Source organism: Desulfobacter sp. (genome assembly GCA_028768545.1).
Taxonomy (GTDB): Bacteria; Desulfobacterota; Desulfobacteria; order Desulfobacterales; family Desulfobacteraceae; genus Desulfobacter.
On the sequence record CP054838.1, the window covers coordinates 484,810 to 511,158 of the forward strand.

General features: G+C 45.8%; 28 protein-coding genes and 5 pseudogenes. 14 read left to right on the forward strand and 19 right to left on the reverse strand.

The features are described from left to right. Positions 1–26: 26 nt before the first annotated feature. Both HUN05_02280 and HUN05_02285 read left to right on the forward strand, forming a co-directional pair. Entirely contained in the window at positions 27–2,177 is a 2,151-nt protein-coding gene (locus tag HUN05_02280) for a bifunctional (p)ppGpp synthetase/guanosine-3',5'-bis(diphosphate) 3'-pyrophosphohydrolase (GenBank protein WDP84131.1), read from the forward strand. Positions 2,178–2,570: 393 nt separating this feature from the next. Next, a complete protein-coding gene (locus tag HUN05_02285) occupies positions 2,571–3,878 on the forward strand; it encodes a PhoH family protein (protein ID WDP84132.1) in 1,308 nt (435 codons plus the stop codon). 112 nt (positions 3,879–3,990) lie between these two features. On the opposite strand, the gene HUN05_02290 is transcribed toward HUN05_02285, so the two are convergent. The 6 genes from HUN05_02290 to HUN05_02315 all read right to left on the reverse strand — a co-directional run bounded on the left by HUN05_02290 (position 3,991) and on the right by HUN05_02315 (position 7,464). Next, on the reverse strand, positions 3,991–4,185 hold the full coding sequence (locus HUN05_02290; protein WDP84133.1) for a 50S ribosomal protein L28: 195 nt from the start codon (positions 4,183–4,185) through the stop codon (positions 3,991–3,993). Between the two features lie 83 nt (positions 4,186–4,268). After that, on the reverse strand, positions 4,269–4,976 hold the full coding sequence (locus HUN05_02295) for an outer membrane protein assembly factor BamD (protein WDP84134.1): 708 nt from the start codon (positions 4,974–4,976) through the stop codon (positions 4,269–4,271). Between the two features lies 1 nt (position 4,977). Then, positions 4,978–5,892, reverse strand: a complete 915-nt coding sequence (gene trxB, locus HUN05_02300) for a thioredoxin-disulfide reductase (GenBank protein WDP87889.1) — start codon at positions 5,890–5,892, stop codon at positions 4,978–4,980. Positions 5,893–5,902: 10 nt separating this feature from the next. Next, a complete protein-coding gene (trxA, locus tag HUN05_02305; GenBank protein ID WDP84135.1) occupies positions 5,903–6,229 on the reverse strand; it encodes a thioredoxin in 327 nt (108 codons plus the stop codon). A 161-nt stretch (positions 6,230–6,390) separates the two neighbouring features. Next, entirely contained in the window at positions 6,391–6,966 is a 576-nt protein-coding gene (locus tag HUN05_02310; protein WDP84136.1) for a rubrerythrin family protein, read from the reverse strand. Positions 6,967–7,020: 54 nt separating this feature from the next. Further along, entirely contained in the window at positions 7,021–7,464 is a 444-nt protein-coding gene (locus HUN05_02315) for a transcriptional repressor (GenBank protein WDP84137.1), read from the reverse strand. A 163-nt stretch (positions 7,465–7,627) separates the two neighbouring features. Between HUN05_02315 and HUN05_02320 the strand changes: the two genes are divergently transcribed. Further along, positions 7,628–8,716, forward strand: a complete 1,089-nt coding sequence (locus HUN05_02320) for an SUMF1/EgtB/PvdO family nonheme iron enzyme (protein ID WDP84138.1) — start codon at positions 7,628–7,630, stop codon at positions 8,714–8,716. 106 nt (positions 8,717–8,822) lie between these two features. Here HUN05_02320 and HUN05_02325 read toward each other — a convergent pair. After that, positions 8,823–9,287, reverse strand: a pseudogene (locus tag HUN05_02325) (transposase). Positions 9,288–9,442: 155 nt separating this feature from the next. Between HUN05_02325 and HUN05_02330 the strand changes: the two are divergent. After that, positions 9,443–10,039 (forward strand): annotated as a pseudogene (locus HUN05_02330) (IS4 family transposase). Between the two features lie 96 nt (positions 10,040–10,135). On the opposite strand, the gene HUN05_02335 reads toward HUN05_02330, so the two are convergent. From HUN05_02335 to HUN05_02360, 6 genes and pseudogenes are all read right to left on the reverse strand, one after another. Next, positions 10,136–10,351, reverse strand: coding sequence for a transposase (locus tag HUN05_02335; protein ID WDP87890.1), 216 nt, complete (start codon positions 10,349–10,351; stop codon positions 10,136–10,138). A 156-nt stretch (positions 10,352–10,507) separates the two neighbouring features. Continuing rightward, positions 10,508–11,719, reverse strand: coding sequence for an IS256 family transposase (locus HUN05_02340; protein ID WDP84139.1), 1,212 nt, complete (start codon positions 11,717–11,719; stop codon positions 10,508–10,510). A 28-nt stretch (positions 11,720–11,747) separates the two neighbouring features. After that, positions 11,748–12,038, reverse strand: a complete 291-nt coding sequence (locus tag HUN05_02345) for a hypothetical protein (protein ID WDP84140.1) — start codon at positions 12,036–12,038, stop codon at positions 11,748–11,750. Next, a pseudogene (locus HUN05_02350) lies at positions 12,035–12,307 on the reverse strand (IS630 family transposase). Before HUN05_02350 ends, HUN05_02345 begins: the two are co-directional and overlap by 4 nt. Before the next feature lie 17 nt (positions 12,308–12,324). Beyond that, positions 12,325–13,317, reverse strand: a pseudogene (locus HUN05_02355) (IS4 family transposase). A gap of 53 nt (positions 13,318–13,370) precedes the next feature. Beyond that, positions 13,371–14,081 (reverse strand): IS6 family transposase, encoded by a 711-nt coding sequence (locus HUN05_02360; GenBank protein WDP84141.1) that lies wholly within the window; start codon positions 14,079–14,081, stop codon positions 13,371–13,373. A gap of 234 nt (positions 14,082–14,315) precedes the next feature. Here HUN05_02360 and HUN05_02365 point away from each other — a divergent pair, with 234 nt between their 5' ends. Next, the gene (locus tag HUN05_02365) at positions 14,316–14,870 is read left to right on the forward strand and encodes a hypothetical protein (GenBank protein WDP84142.1); all 555 of its coding nucleotides are present in this window, start codon (positions 14,316–14,318) and stop codon (positions 14,868–14,870) included. A 23-nt stretch (positions 14,871–14,893) separates the two neighbouring features. Here HUN05_02365 and HUN05_02370 read toward each other — a convergent pair whose 3' ends face one another. Continuing rightward, positions 14,894–15,514 carry an isochorismatase family protein gene (locus HUN05_02370; GenBank protein WDP84143.1) on the reverse strand — a complete coding sequence of 207 codons (621 nt, stop codon included), beginning with the start codon at positions 15,512–15,514 and terminating at the stop codon, positions 14,894–14,896. Positions 15,515–15,723: 209 nt separating this feature from the next. Here HUN05_02370 and HUN05_02375 point away from each other — a divergent pair, with 209 nt between their 5' ends. The 4 genes from HUN05_02375 to pncB all read left to right on the forward strand — a co-directional run bounded on the left by HUN05_02375 (position 15,724) and on the right by pncB (position 18,403). Then, positions 15,724–15,906, forward strand: coding sequence for a hypothetical protein (locus tag HUN05_02375; protein WDP84144.1), 183 nt, complete (start codon positions 15,724–15,726; stop codon positions 15,904–15,906). Positions 15,907–15,962: 56 nt separating this feature from the next. Beyond that, positions 15,963–16,262, forward strand: a complete 300-nt coding sequence (locus HUN05_02380; protein WDP84145.1) for a hypothetical protein — start codon at positions 15,963–15,965, stop codon at positions 16,260–16,262. A gap of 180 nt (positions 16,263–16,442) precedes the next feature. Continuing rightward, positions 16,443–17,123 (forward strand): hypothetical protein, encoded by a 681-nt coding sequence (locus HUN05_02385; GenBank protein ID WDP84146.1) that lies wholly within the window; start codon positions 16,443–16,445, stop codon positions 17,121–17,123. A 116-nt stretch (positions 17,124–17,239) separates the two neighbouring features. Continuing rightward, positions 17,240–18,403 (forward strand): nicotinate phosphoribosyltransferase, encoded by a 1,164-nt coding sequence (gene pncB, locus HUN05_02390; GenBank protein ID WDP84147.1) that lies wholly within the window; start codon positions 17,240–17,242, stop codon positions 18,401–18,403. Here the strand turns inward: pncB and HUN05_02395 are convergent. Next, complete coding sequence (locus HUN05_02395; protein ID WDP84148.1) at positions 18,400–19,473, reverse strand: MinD/ParA family protein; 1,074 nt, start codon at positions 19,471–19,473, stop codon at positions 18,400–18,402. The genes pncB and HUN05_02395 overlap by 4 nt on opposite strands. A 31-nt stretch (positions 19,474–19,504) precedes the next feature. Further along, on the reverse strand, positions 19,505–20,251 hold the full coding sequence (locus HUN05_02400; protein WDP84149.1) for a hypothetical protein: 747 nt from the start codon (positions 20,249–20,251) through the stop codon (positions 19,505–19,507). Between the two features lie 141 nt (positions 20,252–20,392). Between HUN05_02400 and HUN05_02405 the strand changes: the two genes are divergently transcribed. The 3 genes and pseudogenes from HUN05_02405 to HUN05_02415 all read left to right on the forward strand — a co-directional run bounded on the left by HUN05_02405 (position 20,393) and on the right by HUN05_02415 (position 22,610). Further along, positions 20,393–21,607, forward strand: coding sequence for an ISL3 family transposase (locus HUN05_02405; protein WDP84150.1), 1,215 nt, complete (start codon positions 20,393–20,395; stop codon positions 21,605–21,607). 89 nt (positions 21,608–21,696) lie between these two features. Beyond that, positions 21,697–22,407: an IS6 family transposase gene (locus HUN05_02410; GenBank protein ID WDP84151.1), complete on the forward strand. Its 711-nt coding sequence runs from the start codon at positions 21,697–21,699 to the stop codon at positions 22,405–22,407. 113 nt (positions 22,408–22,520) lie between these two features. Then, a pseudogene (locus HUN05_02415) lies at positions 22,521–22,610 on the forward strand (hypothetical protein). A 51-nt stretch (positions 22,611–22,661) separates the two neighbouring features. Here the strand turns inward: HUN05_02415 and HUN05_02420 are convergent. The 3 genes from HUN05_02420 to HUN05_02430 form a co-directional block, all read right to left on the reverse strand. Further along, positions 22,662–24,368 carry an acyl-CoA/acyl-ACP dehydrogenase gene (locus HUN05_02420; GenBank protein ID WDP84152.1) on the reverse strand — a complete coding sequence of 569 codons (1,707 nt, stop codon included), beginning with the start codon at positions 24,366–24,368 and terminating at the stop codon, positions 22,662–22,664. 70 nt (positions 24,369–24,438) lie between these two features. After that, positions 24,439–24,867 (reverse strand): MarR family transcriptional regulator, encoded by a 429-nt coding sequence (locus HUN05_02425; protein WDP84153.1) that lies wholly within the window; start codon positions 24,865–24,867, stop codon positions 24,439–24,441. A 273-nt stretch (positions 24,868–25,140) separates the two neighbouring features. Further along, positions 25,141–25,356 (reverse strand): hypothetical protein, encoded by a 216-nt coding sequence (locus tag HUN05_02430; protein WDP84154.1) that lies wholly within the window; start codon positions 25,354–25,356, stop codon positions 25,141–25,143. Positions 25,357–25,612: 256 nt separating this feature from the next. On the opposite strand from HUN05_02430, the gene HUN05_02435 reads away from it, so the two are divergent. Both HUN05_02435 and HUN05_02440 read left to right on the forward strand, forming a co-directional pair. After that, positions 25,613–25,882: a hypothetical protein gene (locus HUN05_02435; GenBank protein WDP84155.1), complete on the forward strand. Its 270-nt coding sequence runs from the start codon at positions 25,613–25,615 to the stop codon at positions 25,880–25,882. Then, positions 25,879–26,349: a hypothetical protein gene (locus HUN05_02440; GenBank protein WDP84156.1), complete on the forward strand. Its 471-nt coding sequence runs from the start codon at positions 25,879–25,881 to the stop codon at positions 26,347–26,349. Before HUN05_02435 ends, HUN05_02440 begins: the two co-directional genes overlap by 4 nt.

Here is a 26,349-nt window from a genome sequence, read left to right on the forward strand (position 1 = left end):
GTGTGCCCCAGGAGATCGCCAATTAGATGATTCGAATCACCGACATATTGGATAAAATCTACGATTACAATCCAGATGCGGATGTCTCCCTGATTGACCGGGCATATATCTACTCTGCCAGGGTTCACGAGGGCCAGGTGAGACTCTCGGGTGAGCCCTATCTTTCCCACCCCCTGGAGGTGGCTGACATTCTGGCGGATATGAAGCTGGACGTTGAAAGTATTGCTGCAGCCCTGCTCCATGATGTTATTGAAGATACCCCTGCCACCAAGGAAGATATCCAGGACTTGTTCGGTAAAGGGGTGGCCCATATTGTGGAGGGGGTGACAAAACTGTCTGCCCTGCCTTCCACCACCAAGGCCGTTCAGCAGGCAGAGTCCCTGAGGAAAATGATTCTGGCCATGGCTGACGACATCCGGGTGGTTTTGATCAAGCTTGCAGATAGGCTTCACAATATGCGGACTTTGAAATACCACCGCAAACCTGAAAAACAGGCCGCCATTGCCCAGGAAACCCTGGATATCTATGCCCCCATTGCCGCCCGTCTGGGCATATTCTGGATCAAGCACGAGCTGGAAGAGATTGCCTTTTTTTATACCTTAAAAGAAGAGCATGACCGGATCGAAGCCCTGGTCAACCGGGCAAAGGACGAAAAAGAAAATTATATCAAAGAGGTGTCCACCTCTTTACACTATAAGATGGAGGAGATGGAGCTGCCCTGTGACATCAAGGGGCGGTACAAGGCCCATTACTCCATTTACCAGAAGATGATTGCCCAGAGCCTGGAGTTTGACGAGGTCTACGATGTGATCGCCTTCAGGATCATCCTGGAGACCGTTCCCCAGTGCTATGCTGCCATGGGTGCCATCCATTCCATGTGGAAGCCCATCTATTACAAGATCAAAGACTATATCGGCAACCCCAAGCCCAATATGTACCAGTCCATCCATACCACGGTGATCGGGCCTAAAGGGGAGCGGGTGGAAATTCAGATCCGCACCCAGGATATGGACCGGATTGCAGAATCCGGCATTGCTGCCCACTGGTCCTACAAGGAGGGGAGCAATATTGATGAAAACACAGGGGAGCTCTTTGCCTGGATCCGAAATCTGGTTGAAAACCAGGAAAATTACAATGATCCGGATGAGTTTCTGGAAAATGTCCGGATTGACCTTTATCCGGGGGAAATCTACGTGTTCTCACCTGCCGGTGAAATCAAGACCCTGCCCAAAAAAGCCACCCCGGTAGATTTTGCCTATCTGATCCATACCGAGGTCGGAGCCCAGTGCACCGGTGCCAAGGTCAACGGCAAGCTGGTTCCCCTGGCCCATGAACTCAAGACCGGTGACACCATAAAAATTATTACCACCAAGGGGCACCAGCCCAGCCGGGACTGGCTCAACTTTGTCAAGACCGTCAAGGCCAGGACCAAAATTAGGGCGGATATCAATGCCCGGGAAAGGGAAAAAAGCTTTTCTTTGGGCAGGGAAATCTGTGAAAAAACATTCAGGAAGCGGAATCATAACTTCAATGCGCTGATCAAATCAGGAGAGATCGGCAAGGTGGCGGAATCTTACGGGTTCAAAACCGTGGACGATCTTATTGCTCATGTGGGCTTTGGCAAGCTCACCCCCCTCCAGGTCCTCAACAAGATTTTGCCGGATATAGAGCGGGAACAAAAAGAAGAGGCAGACCTTAAGAAAATTGTCAGCCGGAATACGGGCAAAAGGGATAACGGTATCATTGTCAAAGGCTTAAATGATATTTTGGTCAAATTTTCCAAATGCTGCTCCCCCCTTCCCGGAGATCCGATAACCGGCTATATCACCCAGGGCCAGGGCGTGACCATCCATAGAAAAAATTGTGTCAACGTCATGAAAATGAGCAGTGAAAGAAAAATTGATGTCCAGTGGAGCCAGGATCTTAACGAATCCTATCCTGCCTCCATTCGGATCAAAACAGATGACCGCCATGGCCTTCTTGCCGACATTGCAGCGGTGATTTCCAAATCCAAGATCAACATTCTCAATGCCCAGACCGAAACCACTGAAGAGGGGATCGGGTTTTTCTATTTCACCATCATGGTGGAAAGTAGTGACCAGCTTAAAAAAATCATGTCTGAAATCAGGCGGGTTAAAAAAGTGACTGACGTAAAAAGAGTGGTTCGAATCGACTAAAAATACGATCGGTCATCATTTCCTAACCAAAGTATGTGTAAGATTCCTATAGATAGCCAATGAAAAATGATCTATGGTTACCATGGCCGGGTCTAAATTTGCGGCCGGGCCCGAACGTTAACCCCTCAACCTGGATATGTTATGGTAAAGATAAATTGTTTACCAGCCCCTGCCAGAAGACCGGAAATGAAAGGTCCGGTATCCCCCACGTCCACGCCTTTTATTTAAAAATCATCGACCCCGGTGATTTAAGTTTCCAGGAAAAAATACGCCTTTTTGTTTATTCTTTGGACCCGGACCGCCTCCCCGGAGGGTCAGGGGAAAATCCATGAAAAATGGAAAGGGTGTTTATATCCCGGATGCTGATACCAGTAATTTAATGCGGAGATTTGTATGAAAAAAATCTTTATTCTGGACACCAACGTAATTCTTCATGACAGTGCCTGCATTCATCAATTTAAGGATAATGATATTTATATCCCCATAACCGTGATCGAGGAACTGGATAAATTCAAGAAGGGGAACAACGTCATTAACTGCAATGCCCGGGATTTTTTAAGAACCCTGGATGCATTGTCCAGCGACAAGATGCTCAACGGCGGTGCGCCAATGGGCAAAGGAAAAGGGTGCATTGCCATACGGCTGGATAACACTTTGGAACCCATTATCAAAGAGAATTTCAGTGAGGTCACCCCGGATATCCGGATTTTGAACATTGCCTATTCCATTGCCAAGAAAAACAGGTTCAAGAATGTTGTTTTTGTGACCAAGGATGTGAATTTGAGGCTAAAGGCCCGATCCATCGGGTTGAAAACGGAAAATTATAACTCCCAGTTTATTGAAGATATTTCAGAGATGTATACGGGACTGCAGGTGGTTGAAAACATTAATTCCAACGTGTTGGACGCGCTTTACCAGAAGCCCTATGAAACACCGACCGCAAGCCTTGGAGATAAATTAAATTTTTATTCAAATGAAAATCTGGTGCTTAAAAACGGATCTAAATCTGCCCTGGCTGTTTTTGACGGGGCAAGTCAAACCGTAAAATTGATTCAATCCAGGGCCTGTTATGGGATCAAGCCGAGAAATTCTGAGCAGACCTTTGCCCTGAACGCCATGCTCAACCCGGATATTTCCCTGGTCACGGTTTCGGGCAAGGCCGGCACGGGAAAGACCCTGCTGGCCCTGGCAAAAAAGCAGTTTTACAGGCAGATATTCATTGCCAGACCCGTGGTTCCCTTGAGCAATAAGGATTTAGGCTTTTTACCCGGTGATGTGGCCTCCAAGCTTGATCCCTATATGCAGCCCTTGTACGATAATCTTTCTGTGATCCAGAATCATTTTAACGAGAATCATTCTGCCGGTAAAAAAATCAGGGAATTGATTGAAGAGGAAAAGATTGTGATCACCCCGATTTCCTATATCCGGGGGCGATCCATTGTCAGGGTCTTTTTTATTGTGGACGAGGCCCAGAACCTGACCCCCCATGAGGTAAAAACAATTATTACAAGGGCAGGAGAAGGAACGAAAATCATATTCACCGGAGATATTTTCCAGATTGATCATCCCTATCTGGACAGCCAGACCAACGGGCTAGCCTATATCATAGAAAAAATGAAAGGCCAGAAATTGTACGCCCATATTAACCTTGAAAAAGGAGAACGCTCAGAACTTGCGGAGCTGGCCTCCAAAATTTTGTAGTGCGCTAAAAAAAAGACAAAACAACAAAAGTTCCGTCATGTATGAATACATGACGGAACTCAATGTTTTGTCAATGCCGGCGATGCTGCCGGACCTGTATTGTCAGACCGCCCTAAGAGGCTTTAACGACTTTGCCTGCTTTGATACAGGAGGTGCATACGTCGATTTTTCTGACACAACCCGGTTTTACCACTGCGCGGACTCTCTGAAGGTTTGGGTTGAATCTTCTCTTATTCAGATTATGAGCATGGCTGACATTGTTGCCGACCATTGGTTTTTTTCCGCAAATTGCACATTCTTTTGACATTTTTTACACTCCTAAACAAAAACGCTTTATCAAAATAATAACCAAAGATAGATACAGCAGTCTGATTCAAAAGTAAAGGAAAATTATTCTTTTTCCGCCTCTTCAATCTCTTGTTTCTCTTCTGGCGCCTGGATATTTTCTGGTTCCTGGGGAATCTTTGCGAGAACCTTGGGTATTTTGTCCAGGGAAATTTCGCTCTGCTGGGTTCCTGGAAAATATTCCACAATGTACTCATACCGTTTCATGGCAGCCTTGTACTTTTTGGTTTTAAAATAATAGTCAGCCACATAGAGTTCATGGCCGGCAATGTTGTCAAGGCAGTCTTCAATATACCCTTGGGCCTTTTGGGTCAATTCATTCTTGGGAAACTGCTGAACCAGGCGCTGAAACTGGGCAACGGCATTTTTAGCCGGTCCCGGATCCCGGTCAACGGTATCCATCTGGTTGAACCAGCACAGCCCGGTCTGGTTGATGACATAAGGCACAGCCTCATTTCTGGGATGCATTTTTTCAAAGCCTTCATAGGCGACAATGGCTTCGTCATACTCTTCGAGTTTAAAATGGGCATCTGCTGTTTTCAGTTCTGCCAGGATGGCATATTTGCTGAACGGATACCAGTCCTTAAGATCGGTATAGGCCTTGACAGCCTCTTCATAGTCCTCGTTCATAAATGCTGCAGCACCTTCGGCAGCCAGCTGCTGGGCACTTTTATTCATCTGGCTGGATTCTTCAAAAAGCGAGCACCCGGAAAGAAAGATCACCAATACTCCGATAATAAGGCATTTTTTCATTTTATAAATTCTCGATATAGTGTTCAGCGGAAACCGCAGCAATGGCACCATCTCCAACCGCAGTCGAAACCTGGCGCAGGGGCGTATCTCTGACATCCCCCACGGCAAATACCCCAGGGACATTGGTCTGCATATTGGCATCGGCAACGATGAAGCCGCCCTCATCGGTTTCAACCGCCTCTTTTACAAATTCCGTGTTGGGCAGTATCCCGACCCAGATAAAGCAGCCCTCAGCTTTGATAACGGATTCTTCACTGGTTTTCAGGTTTTTAACCTTTACGCCTTCTATGCCGAAAAACCCTTCAACCCCTGTGGCAACAGAGTCCCAGACAAACTCGATCTTATCGTTGGCAAAGGCTCTTTCCTGGAGAATTTTAGTGGCCCGAAGTTCATCTCTCCTGTGGACCAGATAGACTTTTTTGGCAAACTTGGTCAGAAAAATAGATTCCTGAACCGCGGTATCTCCGCCGCCAATGGCCACAAGGGTTTTTTCCTTGAAAAAAGGGCCGTCACAGGTGGCACAAAAAGAGATCCCCTTTCCCATGTATTTGTCTTCTCCGATGCCAAGTTTACGAGGGGATGCACCCGAGGCAATAATCAGGGACTTTGCTGTTATGCTCTGGTCCTTTAAGATAATCTCTTTGGTGTCCATGCCAAGGTTGAGGCCGTGAACTTCAGCGGTCTTTATTTCCAGTCCCATTTCAACGGCCTGGTCTTTCATTTTTTCAGCCAGATCATACCCGCTGATACCCTGGGGAAATCCCGGATAGTTTTCAATCCAGTCTGTGATAAGAATCTGTCCGCCGGGCACCGCCTTTTCCAAAAGCAATACCTTCATTCTGGCGCGGGCAGCATAAAGGCCGGCCGTTAAACCGGCAGGGCCTGCTCCTATGATTACTAGATCATAATCACTCATCATGATCTCCTTAAAGAACGCCTTTGAGGGTCTCTTCAAGTTTTTCCTTGGCAACCATACCCGTGATCTGTTCGGCAACTTCTCCGTTTTTGAAGAAAATCAGGGTGGGGATGGCCTGGACCCCAAATTTGCTTGGGCTTATGGGGTTATCATCCACATTTACCTTGGCAAACGCCATTTTATCCCCAAACTCTTTGGCAAGGGATTCCACCGTAGGTGCAATGGCCTTGCACGGACCGCACCAAGGGGCCCAGAAGTCCACCATTACGGGCTTGTCTGATGTTTTGAGGAATTCTTCAAAAGAGTCGTCGTTGAGATCTATAATATTCTCTGCCATGTTTTTTTCCTATTTCAAATTAAAATTGCCTGTAAATATATGTTCATATTCAATTTTTGTCAATTCATTGGGCAATAGAAAAGGGTTCTTTTCCCGGATCATATCCAACAGGTGGAAACAGGGAAAAGAACCCTTTTGGGTTTGATTTAAAAGGCCTTGGCCTACCAGTTTTCTGCCAATAGTTCAAAGTGGGCCTGGGGATGGGCACAAGCCGGGCACATTTCAATGGCCTCTTCCCCCTCATGAACATAACCGCAGTTGCGGCAGCGCCAGGTCACAGATTCTTCTTTTTTAAAGACAGCGCCTGATTCCACATTGGCGGCCAGCTCTCTATAGCGTTTTTCATGCTGCTTTTCGGCAACGGCAACCATTTCAAAAACCATGGCAACAGCCTCAAACCCTTCTTCCCTGGCCTGGGCGGCAAACTCAGGATACATCTCTTCCCATTCACATTTTTCCCCGGCTGCCGCTTCTTTGAGGTTTTCCAGGGTCGTGCCGATGACACCGGCCGGAAAGGCTGCAACAACTTCAACCTCTCCGCCTTCCAGGAATTTGAAAAAGCGTTTGGCATGCTCTTTTTCCTGGTTGGCCGTTTCTGTAAAAATGTCTGAGATCTGGACAAAGCCTTCTTTTTTTGCCTTGCTTGCAAAATAGGTGTAACGATTCCGGGCCTGGGATTCACCGGCAAATGCGGTGAGCAGGTTTTTTTCTGTTTTGGTCCCTTTTAAACTTGCCATGCTTTAATTCTCCTTATCGTTGGGGGTGAATGATTGTGTTGAGGGGATAGTCCCTCATCCGGTTGATTTTTCAGCAGCCTTTTTTTGGGGGCTGCGGCATTGATCACAAAATCCCGTGAGACAGAGCCGTTTTCCAGTGATGGTAAATTTTTTTTCTATTTCAGGGGAAAGGGTTAGACAATCCAGGCTATTATCGTGGATATCAAAAATTTTACGGCAGGAAACACAATAAAAATGGTGGTGACTTTCCTGGTTGGGGTCATACCGTCTGGGGTCTCCATGCCCCTCGACCACATCAATCAAATTGGCCTTGGCAAAGGAGATCAGGGTTCTGTTGACCGTATCCAGGCTGATGTTGGGAAAGTCCTTTTTTAATTCCCTGTGGATCTGATCCGTGCTGGGGTGGGACAATGACGAGGACAACGCCTTGTATACCGCAACCCGCTGGGGGGTGATTTTTAAATGATTGGCTTTGCATTGCTCGTAAAAGGTGTTCAAAATAATTGCCTCAACTGTTTAGTTTTGGTTATTAAATAGGATTGCCTCCTATTTGTCAATGCTTTTTTGAGGATAGCGAAAATAAATGAACCAGGTATTCTGTTCCGGGGTGGTTTATATTATAAAGGGTTGGATTGCCCATATCCAAAAGGAGTGAATTCATATGAGACAGGTTGCCCTTATTGCGGGTTTGATATTTAGTCTTGTTCTGGGAAACGGACCGGGATTTTGCCAATGGGATGGGGATCCCGTGTCGGTGGAAAGGCTTATTCTTGACGCCCGTCAGGGGGATGTCCAGGCCATGTGCAAATTGGGGCTGTCCTATTATCATGGCCGGGGGGTGCTCAAGGATCCCTTTAAAGCCAAATGCTGGATAAAGCAGGCCCATGATCTGGGGGCAGAACGCGCTGAAAAAATATGGAACTCACTTGAACTCTGGCAATATTCAGGCAATTGTGACCTGGGATTTGATCTGCCGGTCCAGGCCGGGGCAAGACAGAAAAAAAACTATATTGAACCGGTCACAGGGATGGAATTTGTCTGGATTCCGGGAAAATGTTTTAAAATGGGCTGCCGCGATCAAGACTCCCATGGCTGTGACCGGGGCGAAAGCCCTGTGCATAAAGTTTGTCTGGACGGGTTCTGGATGGGAAAATATGAGGTGACTCAGGAACAATGGATTTCCCTGATGGATGTTAATCCCTCAAGGTTCAAAGGGGATCGCCTGCCCGTGGAACAGGTGTCGTATACGGCCTGTTGGGAATTCATCCAAAGGCTCAACAGGGAAACCGGCCTTGGATTTTCACTGCCCTCCGAGGCCCAATGGGAATTTGCCTGCACAAGCCGGGGCAAAAAATCAAGCTATGCCTGGGGCAGGGATGGGTTTCAGCCCCGGGCAAATTGCGGGGGGTGCAATTCAGGATCCTTTCGGGGGCGGACAGCCCCTGTGGGCAGTTTTTCTCCCAACAGGGCAGGCCTCTATGACATGGGCGGAAATGTCAGGGAGTGGTGCCGGGATATCTATGACCGGGATGCCTATAAAAACAAGGCCCATGGAAAAAAGGCATACAAGAGGGGTGATTTGGATGATGAGAACAAGGACCGTGGACAAAGCCATACCCCCCGGGTGGTCCGGGGGGGCTCTTTTGTGGATCCTGTGTCTTCATCCTGTTGCCGGGCAAGACAGAGCGCCCTGCCCGGCATTCACACGTATTTTATGGGCTTCAGACTGGTTGTCGACCGGGTTGATTAACCCCAGTTAAAACTTTTTTGCAGCGCTCGGGTAAATTGAGCCTAAAATATATTATATCCGCCTGTAAGAATCGTGTTGATCATATTAAAACATCAGTGATGTCCGGTTAGGTTTTTGCTTGCTCAATAATTTTTTGATCTTTGACAATATTGTCCCTGTTTGAACTATGAGAGCCCTGCTCCTCGCAGCCAAACAGGTCATTTAGAATGGCGGTTCGCAGCTGCCGAACTCTTTTGATCGTGACCTTTTCATTAAACTGTTTTTGGCAATGGATTGCCAGTAACAGGTAAGTGATAAGGCCGCCAAGAATCTGAACCATAAGGCCGTATTCACTGCGGGCAATGAGATGATATACCTTCAGATGTTCTTTCCACCATTTGAAAAAATCCTCAATGGTCCACCGGAGTTTATAAATTGTTGCTATTTGTTCCGCTGTTAAATCATGCCTGTCAGTTGCCACATAGTATTTGACGCCAGCAATTTTATAGCCAACAACCCGAACAGGTCTTTTCGTCTGGTTTTGATTCGGAGTACCAAGTTTAACCAGTGCATCATAAAAAATGTAGCTGTCGGAAGGGGTCTCGTGGTTATCAATAATCAGTAGTGTCCGGTTAGATTGTTGCATATAAAAAGCATCTAAAATCATTGAAAAAACAGTCTGTTTTGTGTTGACAAATGTGCGTAAAAAATTTTGTGCGCCTTGAAAACTTAACTCAAGGAGCTCAAATGACGCACATCTCAGTCCCTAAAAAACAACTACGGTCCCTGAACTTTGACAATTTCAGGTGCCCTCTGATAAAGTCACTTTCAAAAGCACCGGAATTACAATCTCGAGGAGACCGCCCTTTAAAAATGACATTCGAAGACCAGATAAATGCTTTGGTTTATTTCCATCTTCAGGAGCACAAGTCTGCCCGACATTTAATTCAGGATCTCAAGGAGAATGTTTTTGCTAAAGAAAATATTGCGCCAGACGGTGGTATCAGCCGTAGTAGTTTCTGTGAAGCCATCAATCACAGGGGACTCGAACAACTGCAATTTATCTTTGAGGATCTTTATAAACAGGCTCTTGAGTGTCATCCGGGTGAACACGCCGAGTTAGGAGAGTTGGTTTCCATTGACGGTAGTCTCATAAATGCAGTCCTTTCAATGCACTGGGCGAACTACAGAAAAGGAAGTAAAAAAGCCAAAGTACATTGCGGATTTGACATTAATCACGGAATCCCAAACAAAATCTTTTTGACTGAAGGCAACGGCGCTGAACGCACTTTTGTTCCCAAAATACTTTCCAAGGGGCAAACAGGTGTTATGGATCGTGGATATAGCAATGCCGATAATTATTTATACATCCTGATAATTTCATCAATCGTTTCGTTTTCATTGTATTCACGGATGGTTTTTAGGGCCGCAAAATCGTGTTCAATCGGATTGAGATCCGGTGTAATACGGGGGCAAAAACAAAAGAGCTGCACCAGTTCTTTCGATCAAATATTTGGTTTCTTCGCCCTTGTGGAAGGATGCGTTATCCATCACAACGACATGATTATCGTTCAGATGTGGACTCAACTGGTGTTCGATCCAAGCATTAAAGATATCCGCATTGCATGTTCCCTGAAACAAGGGAATGTTCAGAATTCTGTGTCACGGTTTCGGTTCCCGGATCTGCCTCAGCGCCAGCGGAAGTAAAAGTCAGGTCCGAGAATGGGCCTTCAATCAGCCACGTCGGAGGAGTTGACTTTTGCTGGAGTGGAGTTCCTGGAACCATCTTTTCCATCTGTAAATAAATCCCTATCAAATTCCCAGCTCTTTATCCAGCCGGCCTTCAAAGAAAATTGCCAACTGGGAAATTGTCAGTGACCAATTTTGAATCGGCATTGTCCATTTTTTACTGGCGTTCTGGATCCCCATGTAAAGCAGCTTTAACAGGCTGTCCTGGTTCGGGAATGATCCCTTTGTTTTGGTCAGTTTTCGAAACTGTCGATGCACAGCCTCAATGGTATTTGTGGTGTATATTATCCGTCGAATCTCTTCTGGATATTTAAAGAAATGACTGAGGCGTTCCCAGTTGTTCCGCCAGGATTTTATCACAATCGGGTATTTGTCATTCCATTTATTTTCCAAGATATCCAGTTCTTCTTCGGCCAGATCCTTATTGACCGCTTTATAAACACGTTTTAGATCTGCCATAAATTCCTTTTTATTTTTGGAACCAACGTATTTCAATGAATTTCGGATCTGGTGGACTACGCAGAGTTGAACTTCTGTGTCCGGGAATATGGTCTCAATGGCCTCGGGAAAACCTTTTAGACCATCAACACAGGCAATCAGGATATCTTTTACCCCTCGGTTTGAAAGGTCTGTTAACACCTGCAGCCAGAAGTTCGCACCCTCATTCTCGGATATGTACAGCCCAAGAACCTCTTTGCGGCCCTCGATATTCACCCCAAGAATTGTGTAAACGGCTTTGCTGCCGACCTTTCCGTTTTCTCGTACTTTATAATGTATGGCATCAAGCCATACGATTGGGTACACATTTTCCAACGGCCTGGCCTGCCATTCTTTGACGGTATGGATGATTTTATCGGTAATGGTGCTCAGAGTGGCATTTGAAATCTCAAGTCCATAGATTTCCTGTAAATGGGAAGCCATATCATTATAACTCATGCCCAGGCCGTAAAGGGCTATTATCTTTCTTTCAATTTCATCGCTGAGCGTTGTCTGATGTTTTTTGACGATCTGTGGAGAGAAGGTTCCGGCCCTGTCACGCGGGGTTTCCAGCTCAAATTTACCATCCAGGGATTTAATGGTCTTTTTGCTTTTTCCATTACGGCGGTTGGCAGAAACTTCCTGCCCGAGATGGGACTCCAACTCTCCTTCAAGAGCAGCTTCAGCAAGATTTTTGATTAATAATGTAAGGACGCCGCCCTTACCTGTGAAGGGTTTACCTTCCTGGATGCCTTTAAGGGCTTTTTGAAAATCAAATTCGGTGTTTTCTTCGGTCATGTCAGTTCTCCTTATTTAGCTGAGTATATCAGCTTTCATTCAACTGACACAGAATTTTGAACGCCCTCTGAAACAAAAATGGTTCTTCAAAACTATATTCGATGCGGGCAGCAATCAAAGACGTTCGAGGGTGCTTTGTTCCTGCAATCAAACCATGAACACGCTGCCCTTTGAGAGCATATCCATAGCGACGGGTTGTATAAGGCGAAAAGCCGCTTTCATCAACATAAACAAACGTTTTGCAACGACGTACATAACGTTCACGAAGACGAAGATATGCCTTTCTTTTGCTGTCGCTTCGCTCCCTGTATCCCGTCATCTTTTTTTTCGAGTGATTCCGAGTTGTTTCATATTATACCAGATACAGGCACGGGATACTCCGAAATGCTGCGCCCTTTCCGATTGTGTCATGTCATCATTTGTCTCCACATGGAGGCGCAAAGCTTCCAGATCCAAACTTCGTGGTCCTTTTGGACCGGGTTTCTTGTATGACAAACCATCTTCGGCAGACGTCCAGTTGTGAACACTTCCACGGGATACATTAAACTGACTGGCAGCTTCCGTCTTGCTTCCTCCATTTTCTACAAAATCTCAGTGATGTCCGGTTAGGTTTTTGCTTGCTCAATAATTTTTTGATCTTTGACAATATTGTCCCTGTTTGAACTATGAGAGCCCTGCTCCTCGCAGCCAAACAGGTCATTTAGAATGGCGGTTCGCAGCTGCCGAACTCTTTTGATCGTGACCTTTTCATTAAACTGTTTTTGGCAATGGATTGCCAGTAACAGGTAAGTGATAAGGCCGCCAAGAATCTGAACCATAAGGCCGTATTCACTGCGGGCAATGAGATGATATACCTTCAGATGTTCTTTCCACCATTTGAAAAAATCCTCAATGGTCCACCGGAGTTTATAAATTGTTGCTATTTGTTCCGCTGTTAAATCATGCCTGTCAGTTGCCACATAGTATTTGACGCCAGCAATTTTATAGCCAACAACCCGAACAGGCCTTTTCGTCTGGTTTTGATTCGGAGTACCAAGTTTAACCAGTGCATCATAAAAAATGTAGCTGTCGGAAGGGGTCTCGTGGTTATCAATAATTGTTCTTGTTGTCCTGGTTTTTATACGGCAGACAAAATGTTTGCCTTGCTCCTGAAGCAGGTCAAATTCTTTATGGGATTGATATCCACGATCCATAACACCTGTTTGCCCCTTGGAAAGTATTTTGGGAACAAAAGTGCGTTCAGCGCCGTTGCCTTCAGTCAAAAAGATTTTGTTTGGGATTCCGTGATTAATGTCAAATCCGCAATGTACTTTGGCTTTTTTACTTCCTTTTCTGTAGTTCGCCCAGTGCATTGAAAGGACTGCATTTATGAGACTACCGTCAATGGAAACCAACTCTCCTAACTCGGCGTGTTCACCCGGATGACACTCAAGAGCCTGTTTATAAAGATCCTCAAAGATAAATTGCAGTTGTTCGAGTCCCCTGTGATTGATGGCTTCACAGAAACTACTACGGCTGATACCACCGTCTGGCGCAATATTTTCTTTAGCAAAAACATTCTCCTTGAGATCCTGAATTAAATGTCGGGCAGACTTGTGGGTTCTGTTGCAAAAAATATTTCCAGGACAAAGAGATCGTTCAGGCGTAAAATTTACGCAGCATAAGAAAACAGATTTTCGACGAATTCTTTCTGCTTTAAAATTTCTCCCTTCCTAATATTTTTAACTTGTCCTTTTCTGATCATGTTCATAATTTCATAGCCTTTTAGCGTCCGCCAGGCAGAATGAAATGTCTTGAACCCCATACCAGCTCTGACAAGCTTTTTGATAAACCGGTGGTCTTGCTCAATAATATTGTTCAGATATTTATTCTGTCTTAGGATACAGTCCTTATTCAGAAGCTTTTTTTCTTTCAAAGCCTTTACTGCCGGAGGATATGCAGGATTTCCGTCAACACTCAGAACCCGAGGTCTGGAGCTATTGGAAGCTCGCAGCATCTTTTTAAAAAATCGTTTGGCAGATTCCATATTACGTCTGCTGCGAAGAAGAAAATCGATGGTATTTCCACGGGAATCGACCGCTCGGTAAAGATACTTCATTTTCCCCCGCACCTTGATATATGTTTCATCAATACGGTAAGAATCATTTGATTGCCGCAGATACTTCCTGCTTCGCTTTTCCATTTCAGGAGCATAGCGCTGAACCCATCGGTAAATGGTACTGTGATCCACAGACAAGCCCCGTTCTTGCATCATCTCTTCCAGATTCCTGTAACTCAGTTGATATCTCAGATACCAGCGAACATTCAACAGGATGATTTCTTTTTCATAATGACGCCACTTGAAAGGGTTTTCATTTTTCATACTATCTCTCTGCAAACAAATTAGTGCCAAAACGGACTTGTATCAGACATTAATAATTTTTTGCAACAGAACCTACTTTTTTCCAAGCAGGACTTGACTTGCATTCCGGCTTGCTTATCTTATTCGTCTTTTATATGATAGAGGCCGAATCTATTAAAATCACATTGAGTTAACCATAAAAACCAAATACGACCCTTCTAAACGGATGAGTATTTAATTTAAGGAGTAATGCTTATGAACAACGATCCTTCTCAATTCACCCTGTACAGCGGCGGCCACAGAGGTGCTGAAGCGGAATTCGGCAGACTGGCTGAAAAATACGGCGTCAAAGAGGTTAATTTTTCCTTTGACGGACATAAACTTGCACGGGATGCAGGCGTCCGGGTACTGACCCAAGAAGATTTGGAAAAGGGAAATATCTCCATGGATATCGTATCCACCCGCCTGGGGAGATCCTTTTCCAAGGGCAATAAAATCAGAAAAGTCATCCAGTCCATTTTCCACATGATCAACAGCGGGTATCAGATTTTTGTGGTCGGCTGGATCCTTCCGGACAAAACCGTTAAAGGCGGAACCGGCTGGGGGGTTGAACTGGGCAAGCTGTTCAACCGGCCAATCTTTGTCTATGAGCAGGATAGAAAAGCCTGGTTTTCCTGGGTTGACAATGACTGGCAGATGGTGACCCCGGTCATCCATCACAAAACCTTTTCAGGCACCGGCACCCGGAACCTTACCGAAGATGCCGTCATGGCCATGGAAAAATTGTTTGAACTCTCTTTTAAATCATAACGGCCTGGTTTCGCTGCAAAATCCTAAACAATGGTGACCCCCGCCGCTGCCATATTTTCCAAGGCAGCACGGGTGGTCTCAGGGTCGACGCCCCGGCACAGATCCTTGATCAACACCACCCCAAACCCCAAGGTTAATGCATCCATGGCCGTGGCCCTGGCACAATAATCCGTGGTCAGCCCGTAAATGATTAAATTTTGAATCCCCTGATTTTTAAGGGCATCAACCAGACCCGTACTTTTTTGACCGTCATCAAAAAAACCGGAATAGGAATCATAGGCTGGATCCATCCCCTTTTTGACGATCCGATCAAAGAGAGTGGTATCCACCAGCAGGTCTGCATTTTTTGTTTCCTGGACGCAATGGGGGGGCCAGAGAACCTGGACCCGGTCTTCAATCTTTATAGTCTCAAAAGGCGCTGTGCCTTTATGGTTGGAAAAAAATGAAATATGATCTTGGGGATGCCAGTCCTGGGTGGCAAATATTTTATACCCAGATTCCTTCAAGCCAAGGGTCTTTGCCCGGACCTGGTCGATATATGCCCGGTCTGTCCCCGCAACTGCCAGGCTACCCTGTTCGAGGTCTGTAAAGTCCCCCTGAACATCCACCACAATCACGGCTGTATTTTCTTGTTTTCTTATCATTTCATCCTCGTATCTCGTTTTTCACAAATTAAAACGGTTTTCTCAAGATTCAACCCCGGCCCGGATATTTCTTTCAATTTCCTATAATCGGCCCCCCATATTGACCCGGGGCGCATTCCCATTTTCCCGGTTTTAAAAAGGCCTGTCTTTTAGAGCAAAAAGAATGATATCCTCTGTTACGCTGAAATGAACATAAATGGATTGTGCTAATGAAGAAAGCTGAAGATTGTAATACTGTTGATGAAGTCCTTGCATGCCTCAAAGAACTGGAAGAAGATCCAAATCGCTTGGTTCGTAACGCTAACGAATTAGAACAGATGGAGCAGGAAATCCTTGAGTATACAAATCGGATAAGCGCCTTTTTTTTAAAAAAAAGATCCAGGCCTCAGTAGATTCCTCTGAACAGGTCGACCAAGAAAAAGAATTGATGTCCAATTGGCCGGGACGGATGAAAAGCGAAGGGCTTGAGACCGTTTGGATTCAGCTTTGTACAGATAGTTCGGTTGATATTCATGTTCGATACTATCGAAGGTCCTGTGACCGCCGAAAAGGAAAAAGATATAAAGGTGCATACGCTGGCTTAATCCTTCTTGGAATCCATGATCGCTGCTCGCCTGCTTTGGCTTCTATGGTGAGTTCTTGGTCAGCCTTATTAAGTTCTTTTGAAGAAGTCCGTCAAGTGCTTTGTGACCGTGGGATGACGTTGGGTATAAAGGTCATCCGTAAACTGACCTATCGGTACGCATAGCGGGCTCGAGCCGAACAACAAGCGGGCCGAATCCCATTAAATGATAGAGATTTACTTGAAGGGCGGCGAGTCGTTATCAGCACTGATGGTGGCCGCACTCGGCTCAGAGAGAAGAAAAGGGGACCAAAAACCCAAAAGGATAGAACCCGATTTCGTGGGGCATGGCGAGAACCCAAGCTTTTGATCATTTATGTAGTGGACGCCCATGGAAAACAAGAAAAAAGCTTTTCACCATTTATTGATGGCTGTTTCAATGGACCGGATGGTGTATTCCACTTGTTAAAGGGTTATTTGAACTCCCTTCATATTCAGAACTCAGACAAAATACTGTTTGTTGCAGATGGGGCACATTGGATTTGGAATCGAATCCCCGGACTGCTAAAAGCATTGGGTTTGGCTCCTGAGCGTGTGTATGAACTTCTCGATTTCTACCATGCAGTTGAGCATCTGGGTACAGTAGCAGGCTTAAGGAAGACCTGGTCATCCAAGGAACGCAAACGCTGGGTATCGAAGCAGCGAGGTCTTCTGCTGAAGGGAAAGGCGATTGAGGTGGTACAGGCCGTCCAGAAGCTTTGTAGAGGCAGAAACAGTAAGGCTATCAAGACGGAACGGGATTATTTTGTGCGCAATGAACTGAGGCTTAATTTCTCAACTGTAAAAGCGTTGAACTTACCTATTGGCAGCGGTGCTATTGAAAGTTCGATTCGGAGAGTCGTGAATTTACGTCTTAAAGGTCCATGCATCTTTTGGTATCGGGAGAATGCAGAAAAAATGATTATGCTGCGATCATTTTATAAAGCAGGGCGTTGGAACTGCCTGAAGCAGATGGCAAACATTCACAATCCAGTGCCAGCGGTATAACCGGGAAAATGGGAATGCGCCCTTGACCCGCCTGGATTGATACAAGGGATTTATCCGTATACAAATCTGATTTCACAAGATATATATTACCTATATCGAATGAAAAAGGCGAGCCCATGATTCAAAGTATACTTGACAATGATTTATACAAATTTACCATGCAGCAGGCCGTTCTGGACCTTTATCCCGAGGCCCGGGTGGCATACGAACTGACAAACAGGGGAGGGACCCCCTTTCCCCCAAAAATGGCCCGTGAAGTTCAAAAAAAAATCAACACCATGGCCAGCCTTTCTTTGACCCTGGACGAAAAAGCCTGGCTTGAAGATACATGCCCCTATTTTACCCCGGCATTTCTAAGGTTTTTATCTGAGTATCGATATGATCCTGAAGAGGTCAGCCTGTACCAGGAAAAAAGCCGCCTTTTTGCAACGATCAAAGGTCCCTGGTACCGGACCATTCTCTGGGAAGTTCCCCTCATGGCCATGATCAGCCAGACGTACTTTGAGATGACCGCCCCCAAAATCATGTCCAGAGACGACATTTGCCAAAGAAACCGAAGAAAAGCAAAAAAGCTGGCCTCTCACCAGGTCTCTTTTGTTGATTTCGGCACACGTCGCAGGTTTTCCTTTGCCAACCATGAAGACTTGATCAAAGAGATCACACGCCTGCCCGGCCACACGCTTTTGGGCACCTCCAATGTCCACCTGGCACAAAAATTCAACATTGCCCCAATCGGAACCCTGGCCCATGAATGGATCATGTTCCACTCCGGTTTAGGCAATTATAAAACAGCCAATGAAAGCGCATTGGAGGCCTGGGTCAAGGTATACCAGGGCAACCTGAGCATTGCCCTCACCGACACCTATACCACGGATGCCTTTTTAACCTGTTTTGAAAAACCCCGGGCAACGCTGTTTGACGGGGTCCGCCATGATTCAGGAGACCCCATTGAATTTGCCCGAAAAATCATCACCCACTACCAGGGCCTCGGCATTGACCCAAAGACAAAAACCATTGTGTTTTCAGACAGCCTGGATCCGGACAGGGCAATAGATATCCATCGATTCTGCAGGGGAAAATTCAAGGATATCTATGGTATTGGCACCAATCTAACCAATGATGTGGGAACAACGCCTTTGAATATTGTGATCAAGCTTTGCCAATGCAACGCCGGACCCGGCATGCCATTACGGCCCACGGTAAAGCTCTCCGATGATAAGGGCAAGCATACAGGGGATAAAACAGAACTGTTGCAATGTATGAAAACCCTGGGGATTTAGCCCCGGTTCAGCCAGTCTTCAAAATCCAGGGTCAGGGGCTCTGAGGGCCAGGGGACCTTGGGCACCTCTATTTTGGGTTCAGGCGGAGTCTCGTGAATCGGCCGGGCCTCACGGGCCAGAACTTTAATCTGAGCCATCTCTTCTAAAAGACGGTCCATCTTATTTTCAATCCCGGACAACCTCTTTTCAAGGGCTTCACGATCCTGGACAGCTTGATTTTCAAGGACAAGATTCGTTGCCGGCACAGGCTGGTCCGGAACCTGTGGTGCGGGCCGTCCCTGGGAGAGCATATCAAGGCATTGATCCCAAAAGGCCTCCACAGGCATATCCTCACCCGGATCTTTGACCAGTTTCAGGGCAATGGCACGGATACAGCGGGCCGCCATGGTATCCGGAAAAAGCATGAAAAACGGAATCTGGGAAACAACGGCAATGGGAACATTGGGATCCCGGGCCACAATCCCTAAAGGAGTGATCTTCAGGGATAAAAATTTATGGACCGTCTTTTTGAGTTTGGCATAGGCTTTTTTTGCCGCGGCTGCAGACTGAACCTGATTGATGACCACCCTTATCCTGGGAAGCCGGCCGCCCCGGGCCAATACCTTTAACAGGGAATAGGCGTCTGTCAGAGAGGTGGGTTCCGGCGTGGCCACCAGGATCATCTCATGACAGGCCCTGCAAAAGGAGAGCACCTGGGAGGAAATTCCGGCAGAGGTATCCAGGATAAAATAATCATAGGCAGATAATTCCAGGAATGCATTGATCAATCGCCCGGATTCGTCAGGGGTCAGGTCTGCCAGCTTGTCCACGCCTGAACTGCCCGGAATCATGTCAATTCCGTTGAAATCCTTGATCATGAAATCCTTGAGAGTTTTACGCCCCTCAATCACATCGGCAAGTCCATGGTCAGGATATAGCCCGGTCAGGATATTCACATTGGCAAGGCCGAGGTCGCCGTCAAAGAGACAGACCCGATACCCTGCCTTTGCCAGGGCCAACGATAGATTGAGGCTGATGCTGGTTTTACCCACCCCGCCTTTTCCCGATGCAATGGTCAGCACCTTGGCCATATTTACCTGCCTTCCTTTTTGGGCCGGGCCGTCACCAGAACCCCGGCCCCCTTTTTTTCAATAAAAACTCAACCGCAGAACACCCGAATCTTCGGGTAATTTTCCCATGGTTGATACGGATAAATTCAAAAAACGCCTGACCCCGGTCGATTTCTTTTACGGCAAGGGCCGTCTGGTTTTTTTCATACTCTTGGTAGAGGGTGTCAATGAGATTTTTGTCCTGTTCCGGTGACCGAACCTCAATGAAAATATCCATTCCCCTGTCCGGAGACGGACATGGGGTGCAGGAGAGAGGCAAGGACCAATTCTCATTGTAGAGCAGTTTATAAAACCAGGTAAACCCTGAAAACAAAATAAAAATCGGGGTAAACCGGTATTGGGGAAAGGTCTGATCCAGTTTCTTTATACAGATAAGATTTTCAGGGTCGGTGATCCCGACCATCACAGTATTGCCGGAAATCTGAAGGGGAATCATTTTATGCTCTGCTGCAAAGGCTTTTTGAATCACTCGGGATAATTTTTCCTTGCTGGTTTTATCAAAAACAATATCAGAAACCGACCGGAAAGGAATGTGAAACAGGTCAAAAAGAATTTGCTGAAGCCTGGGTTTGGGAACAACCTCCTCGTCCACAAGATAAGAGATCAACGGAATTGAACTGGTTTCAACCTTTGCTTCAATCTCCTTGATTCTGGACAAAGAGACCTGCTGGGTCTGAACAAGATAGGTTTTGATTGACACCAGTTTTTGATGCTTGTCCAGAATATAATAATGGTTCATCAGAAAATCGCGTACCTGGACTGAGAAACATCACTGGGAAGGCAATAACACAGTAAGGATTTTTATGCTTGAAATGATGGTGTGAACATGATCATGTTCTAATTTTTTTGTGTTATTCGCACAAAATCGGAGAATGAATTAATGTCCACAAGCTTCATATACCATGCCTTTGGCCTTCGTGACTACTTTTATAAAACAACACGTTTCATCGGTGGAATAATCACTTTTGAACTCATACCAAAACCGGAGGCGGTAAAATGCCCGGAATGTAATTCCAGGTCCGTCACCAGGAAAGGGATTGTGACAAGAGATCTCAGAACAATACCGGTAGGTTCAAAACCCGTGATTCTCAGGACGGCTATCCAGAGAATTTGGTGTTCGTTCTGTCAATTTGTCCGGCAAATCAAACTATCCTTTGCCCAGGAGGGGAAAAGCTATACCCGGGCTTTTGAACGGTATGTCTTGGAGTTGTCTCAGTTCATGACAATCAAAGATATTGCCATCCATTTAAGGATCAGCTGGGATACGATAAAGCAGATCCAGAAAGAAGACCTGCTGAGGCGTTATCGAAAAATCCCCCTTGAGAAAGTCCGGCAGATTGCCATAGATGAAATTTCCATAGGGAAAGGGCATAAATACTTGACCATCGTGATGGATCTGGAATCCGGTAGAATTCTGCACGTGGGAGAAGGAAAAGGTGGTGAAGCTTTGAAATCTTTTTGGACAAAAGTGAAAATATCGAAAGCAAAAATCAAAGCCGTCAGCATCGATATGTCCCCGGCATACTTGAGTGCTGTTATTGAAAATCTTTCTGGTTCAGCAATTGTCTTTGACAGATTTCATGTTGTTAAATTGTTCAATGAGAAACTGTCGGATTTCAGGCGAAAGCTCTACAACCTTCTTGCCAATACCGGGCAACAAAAACTTCTGAAGGGAGTCCGGTGGCTTTTGTTAAAAAATCCCGAAAACCTCAGTGATGACAAGAAGGAGGCCCAACGGTTAGAAGAAGCATTGAAAATAAATCAGCCGCTATTGGTAGTCTACTACATGAAAGAGGAACTCAGGCAAATATGGAATCAAAAGAAAAAAGAAACAGCTGAAAAGATAGTCAGCAATTGGATCAATCTGGCCAATATTTCCAAAATTTCAATGTTGATGAAATTTGCCAAGACCTTGGCTGTGCACAGGCAAAGAATCCTTTCATACTATGATTACAGGATATCTACAGGTCCTTTAGAAGGGACAAATAACAAGATAAAAACCATGAAACGGAAAGCTTATGGATACAGGGATTCGGAGTTTTTCAGGTTGAAACTTTTGGACCTTCACAATAAAAGGTACGCATTAATCGGATGAACCATAATAATTATCCGGTTCTGTTGCAAAAAATTATTAATGTCTGATACAAGTCCGTTTTGGCACTAATTTGTTTGCAGAGAGATAGTATGAAAAATGAAAACCCTTTCAAGTGGCGTCATTATGAAAAAGAAATCATCCTGTTGAATGTTCGCTGGTATCTGAGATATCAACTGAGTTACAGGAATCTGGAAGAGATGATGCAAGAACGGGGCTTGTCTGTGGATCACAGTACCATTTACCGATGGGTTCAGCGCTATGCTCCTGAAATGGAAAAGCGAAGCAGGAAGTATCTGCGGCAATCAAATGATTCTTACCGTATTGATGAAACATATATCAAGGTGCGGGGGAAAATGAAGTATCTTTACCGAGCGGTCGATTCCCGTGGAAATACCATCGATTTTCTTCTTCGCAGCAGACGTAATATGGAATCTGCCAAACGATTTTTTAAAAAGATGCTGCGAGCTTCCAATAGCTCCAGACCTCGGGTTCTGAGTGTTGACGGAAATCCTGCATATCCTCCGGCAGTAAAGGCTTTGAAAGAAAAAAAGCTTCTGAATAAGGACTGTATCCTAAGACAGAATAAATATCTGAACAATATTATTGAGCAAGACCACCGGTTTATCAAAAAGCTTGTCAGAGCTGGTATGGGGTTCAAGACATTTCATTCTGCCTGGCGGACGCTAAAAGGCTATGAAATTATGAACATGATCAGAAAAGGACAAGTTAAAAATATTAGGAAGGGAGAAATTTTAAAGCAGAAAGAATTCGTCGAAAATCTGTTTTCTTATGCTGCGTAAATTTTACGCCTGAACGATCTCTTTGTCCTGGAAATATTTTTTGCAACAGAACCGAAAAAACCATCCCGGGTCACTATGCCCCGGGAATTAAAAAATAACGGGATGAGAACGGGGTTTTAGTCTTTTCCGACGACAATGAAAATAAAATCTGGGTACCGGAACGAAAAGTCAAAGAATTGGTCACGCCCGGGTATTATCAATAAAAAATGCCGTGCCCAGGGGCACGGCATTTTTCCTGAATATCAAACCGGGGGTTAAGACTTCATTTCATAGGCATCAATCAGGGAGTATACATGGTCTTTGAGTACGGTATCAAACCTTGCCTGGTTGGGGGCCGGACGTTTGACCATTTTAAGACAGGCCTCCTGCTGCTTGTCGGTGCTGGCCGGTTTTGAATACAGATCCAGGCCGTATTCGGCAAAATCCCTGACCATGAAATCAAAAATCTGGTCTAAAAGACCGTCGTCAATATTCTCCATTGCCGCACTTTCAATGATGAGCTGGCCATAGGCTACCAGGGTAAAAATCTCCCCCACGGCGAGAAGATAGTCAAAGTCGTTCATCATCTGATTCTTGAGTTCCATACCCGAGACCATGAGAAACTCTTCATAGGCCTGAATCTGCTCTTTGAACAGGTTGATATTGGGCAGATCCTTGGAATCATAGGCCTTTTTATAATGATGAAACTGGATCTTGGCATATCCCCGGGTCGGACCCTGCTCAAAGAGATAATCGTCATTTTGAGCCCCGTTCAGCCGGGGAACTTCGTCAAATTCGCCGGGATTGAAAAAATATGAGGGAATAAGCTTGACGATAAGGGCCATGTTCACATGGCGGGTCCCCTCAAGTTTGGGAAAACCTCTCAATTCAATCACGGCCTGCTCAAAATAGGTATCCTTTTCAAACCCCCTGGCTGCAATAATATCCCATAGCAGCTCATGGACCTCTTCCCCCTGAAGGGCCACCTTCATTTTCATGATGGGGTTGTACAGCAGGTAGCGTTTGTCGTCGGCCGTTGCCGCCCTCATATAATCAGTGGCGCGCAGCCCAAAAAGCTTCATGGCGGCCAGGCGGGTGTATGAATCCACAAAAAGCTTTTTCACATGGGTGAACTTGGTGACGTATTTTCCGTAAAGGTTTCTTTTGGCGGCATGATTCAGGGCTTCGTAAAAGGAATGGGTCACAATGCCGGTGGCCCCGGACCCGATATTGAACTTGCAGATATTGATGGTGTTGAGCATGTCATCCCAGGCCTTTGACCCTTTGGAAAGAATCTGCTCTTCGGTAATCGGATAATCATGGAGATTAAACTCAGACACATAATTCTGGGCCCAGATCACGTTCTGAACGCATTCGTATTTTTCATGCTTTGAATCCACCACAAAAAATACATAGTCGTCACTGCCGTCAATTTTACCGAACACCGTGATGATGGAGGCTTCATTGCCGTTGCCGATATAATATTTGGAGCCTTTGGCAAGATAGGTGCCATCCTCCTGGGGATAGAGCGTCATGGAAGAAGAATAGATGTCGGCCCCGTGATCCTGTTCGGAAAGTCCGAATGCGCAGAGGGGATTTTCATCAAGCGTCTTAACAGCCTTGTGCTTATATTCCTCGTTGTCCCCGAGAAAAACAGGGTCCAGCCCCAGGGTGGACACATGGTACATATACCAATAGGCAGTGCCGTAAAACCCGCAGATCTCAGAAAATTCATACATGCGGTAGGTGGAGTAATACTGATCATCCTCCCCGTATCCCTTGGGCAAAAACAGGGTTTGGAAAATCTTTTCCTTTTTGATGAATTCGGCAAAGTCATAGGTAAACTCCCTTGACCTGTAATCCTCTTTCATCTGTTTCAATCCCTTGGATTCAAACCATTCAATGGTTTTGGTCATGATTTCCTTTGACCGTTCATCCGGGTAATTTCTGTCCTGATAATTTTTAGGGTTCAATAACAGCATGTCTGCCACCTCTTTTTCTTTATGTTAATGCGAATAATGTTTGCACACCAACCGACTATGGCCGAAAAATCTATTCATATATTAAATCCCGGAGAAACCGCTTGAGCAAAATTCGCTCTTCCGGATTAAACTCCGATAAAAGCCTTTCATTGGCCTCTTTTCTGACATCAATAAGCTGTGATTTCATCTGGTTTGCCTTGTCCGAAGGAAAGAGCCGGCTGACCCGTTTATCTTCGGGATCCTGCCTTTTGAGAATCCATCCGCCCTCCACCATCCGGTCAAGCACCCCGGACAGGGTTGCCTTGTCAAGGATCAGCACACGGCCAAGCTCCGATGCAGTCAGGCCCTGTTCATACCAGAGGCCTTCCAGCACCAGGTGCTGCATATTGGTCAGACCGAAAGGCTTGAGCTGCTTTTTAAAATCCCCATGGGCCTTCTGATACGCTTTTCCCAGAAGAAACACCGTGCAATCGGGCAAATCATTTGTTTTTACGGTCATCGTATAACTCCTCTGTATACGAACAATTAATATATTTATTTTTCAAAGTCAATCTCTTAATTTTCAGCCTTTGCTTGACAGAGCCAGGCTCTGAAAAATTGAATTCTTTTTAGAATAACGCCTCAAAAATGACAAAGGCTACAGCGTTGTGATTCTTGCAGCCTTGGGGTCAATAATCAGAATTTCAAATCCAAACACATTTTTTAGGAAAAGATCAGCGGATGGTTGTCTTTTAATGGGGCGGCGACAGTTCTATATAGTTAAGTTTTAAGGTTAATCATCCCTGCTGTCGTCGCCATCATGATCTCCTGAATTTCCAGCACCAAAACTGAACAGGCTGCCGGATTCTTCTTCATTTTTTTCCGCCCAGTATGAATCCTCTCTCAGTCTGGAATCCGCATCCGTGACCCGGCCTGATTTTCTGCCTCTCCACATGGCAAAGGCAATAAACAGCCCCATGAAAACAACACCACCTATGATTTCGCCCATATCACCCTCCCGTTTCGATTGAATATCCGGTCAATCTGATTTTCATTACTGAATCGTCCATCAAAATTAAGTCCCTACCCGGAAATGATTTTTTTTCATACCCTTTCCGCCTTTGGCCGTTATAAAAGAATTTTTTTCTTTATCCTTGATGTTCTGGATAAAACAGATCATTTCCCGATCTTCCATGCCAAAAGATTAAACCGGTACACGGAACAATTCCATGGATTTTTCCAGCCAATGGGATTAGGCTTGCACAATGATACCCCCTTGCTTGACCGTTGTTTTCTGCGCCCTGGCCGCCGGGGTCCACGGTGCCGTTGGCATCGGGTTTCCCATGGTGGCCACCCCCTTGCTGGCCATGGTCCTGGATGTCAAAACAGCGGTTCTGGTCTTGGTGCTGCCAACCGTGCTTATCAATACCATTAATATCCTCAAAGGCGGCAACTGGAAGAACAGTATTGCCCCATACTGGCCCCTGGCCCTTTACGGGATCGCCGGCAGTTTCCTGGGCACCCAACGCTTGTGACAGCACCAGCTGAATTTTTCCGTCCCCTGCTGGCCTGTATCCTCATTTTATATCTCAATGCCGAACGTTTGGGAGTGGGATTTTCCTGGATACCGGCCCATCCCAAAATGGCCACGGCCTTTTTCGGGACAGCTGCCGGGCTTTTAGGCGGCACAGTCAATGTGATGCTCCCGGCCCTGGTTATCCTTGCCCTTGAAATCAAAATGGATAAAACAGCCATGATCCAGGTCTTTAACCTATGTTTTCTTACGGGCAAACTGACCCAGGCGGCTGTCCTTTTAACCACGGGCCACTTCACCGCAAAAATCTTGCAAACCTCCCTTGTCCTGGCCCTGGTCTGCCCCCTGATCATGATTTTGGCCATGGGATTTCGGAACAGGATACGGGGAAAAACCCATCGCAAGTGGATGCGACGCCTGCTGGCCCTTATGTCCGGGGTTTTATTGATTCAGACGCTCATGGGTTGA